Consider the following 1346-nt stretch of genomic DNA (forward strand, 5'->3'; position numbering starts at 1 on the left):
CATATCTGCTGCTTATTGGATGTTAGGATATCGCGGTAAAGGTAAATCTTTAATTGAAGGTATATTTGTTGCACCGTTGATTCTACCACCTACCGTTGTCGGATTTTTACTATTGATGTTTTTTGGAAAAAATGGACCAGTTGGTAAACTTTTAGAACCATTTAATACCACAATTGTTTTTACTTGGTATGGTGCGGCGATCGCTGCTACAGTAGTTTCATTTCCATTAATGTATAAAACTGCATTGGGAGCTTTTGCCCAAATTGATGCCAATCTTCTGCGCGTAGCTAGAACTCTGGGCGCTAAAGAGTTAACAATTTTTTGGCGCATTAGTTTACCCCTAGCCTTTCCTGGTATTCTAGCTGGAACAACCTTAGCTTTTGCCCGTGCTTTGGGTGAGTTTGGTGCAACTTTAATGTTAGCAGGTAACATTCCTGGACAAACGCAAACAATCCCTATGGCAATATATTTTGCTGTAGAAGCTGGTGCAATGAATGAAGCTTGGTTTTGGTCAATTGCAATTATGATTATTTCCCTTTCCGGAATTATTATTACTAATTTTTGGCAAGAATTAAACTACAAATCCCAACCTTCAAAAATCACAACCAAGCCAATAGAATTAGAAAATAAATCTCAATCCTTATTATTTGATTCCTACACATCTGGATTATGTTTAGATATTGAAAAAAGACTAGCTAATTTTCATCTGCAAGTTGCCTTTAATACTGATGATCAACCATTGGGTTTACTGGGAACTTCCGGCGCAGGAAAAAGTATGATTTTACGTTGTATTGCAGGGATAGAAACACCAAATAAAGGGCGAATTATTTTAAATGATCGGGTATTATTTGACTCGGAAAAGAAAATTAATATTCCTATTTATCAACGGCGAATTGGTTTTTTATTCCAAAACTATGCCTTATTTCCCCATATGACTGTAGCGGAAAATATCGCTTTTGGTATACCCAAATCTGTAAATGTTAAACAAGAGGTAGAAAAGCAACTAATAGCCATGCACTTACAGGGATTTGGCGATCGCTATCCACACCAACTTTCCGGCGGACAACAGCAGCGGGTAGCCTTAGCTAGGGCGTTAGCAAGCAAGCCAGAAGCATTACTTTTAGATGAACCATTTTCTGCCCTTGATACACACCTCCGCAGTCAATTAGAACAACAAGTTACAGAAATCCTTGACAATTATTCTGGAGTAACTTTATTCGTTACTCATAATATGGAAGAAGCTTATCGTCTCTGCCCCAATCTATTAGTATTAGAACATGGAAAAGAAGCTCATCATGGTTCTAAATATGAGATATTTCAACATCCTGCTAGTGTGAATGTTGCTC

The 1346-nt window shown here is 37.5% G+C and carries 1 protein-coding gene; it reads left to right on the forward strand.

Features of this window, described 5'->3' with window-relative positions; genetic code table 11:
* The coding region (gene modB, locus FJR38_RS12080; protein ID WP_168537293.1) for a molybdate ABC transporter permease subunit at window positions 1-1346 on the forward strand (1346 nt) is incomplete at both ends.

Source organism: Anabaena sp. UHCC 0253 (assembly GCF_009712085.1).
Lineage (GTDB): Bacteria > Cyanobacteriota > Cyanobacteriia > Cyanobacteriales > Nostocaceae > Dolichospermum.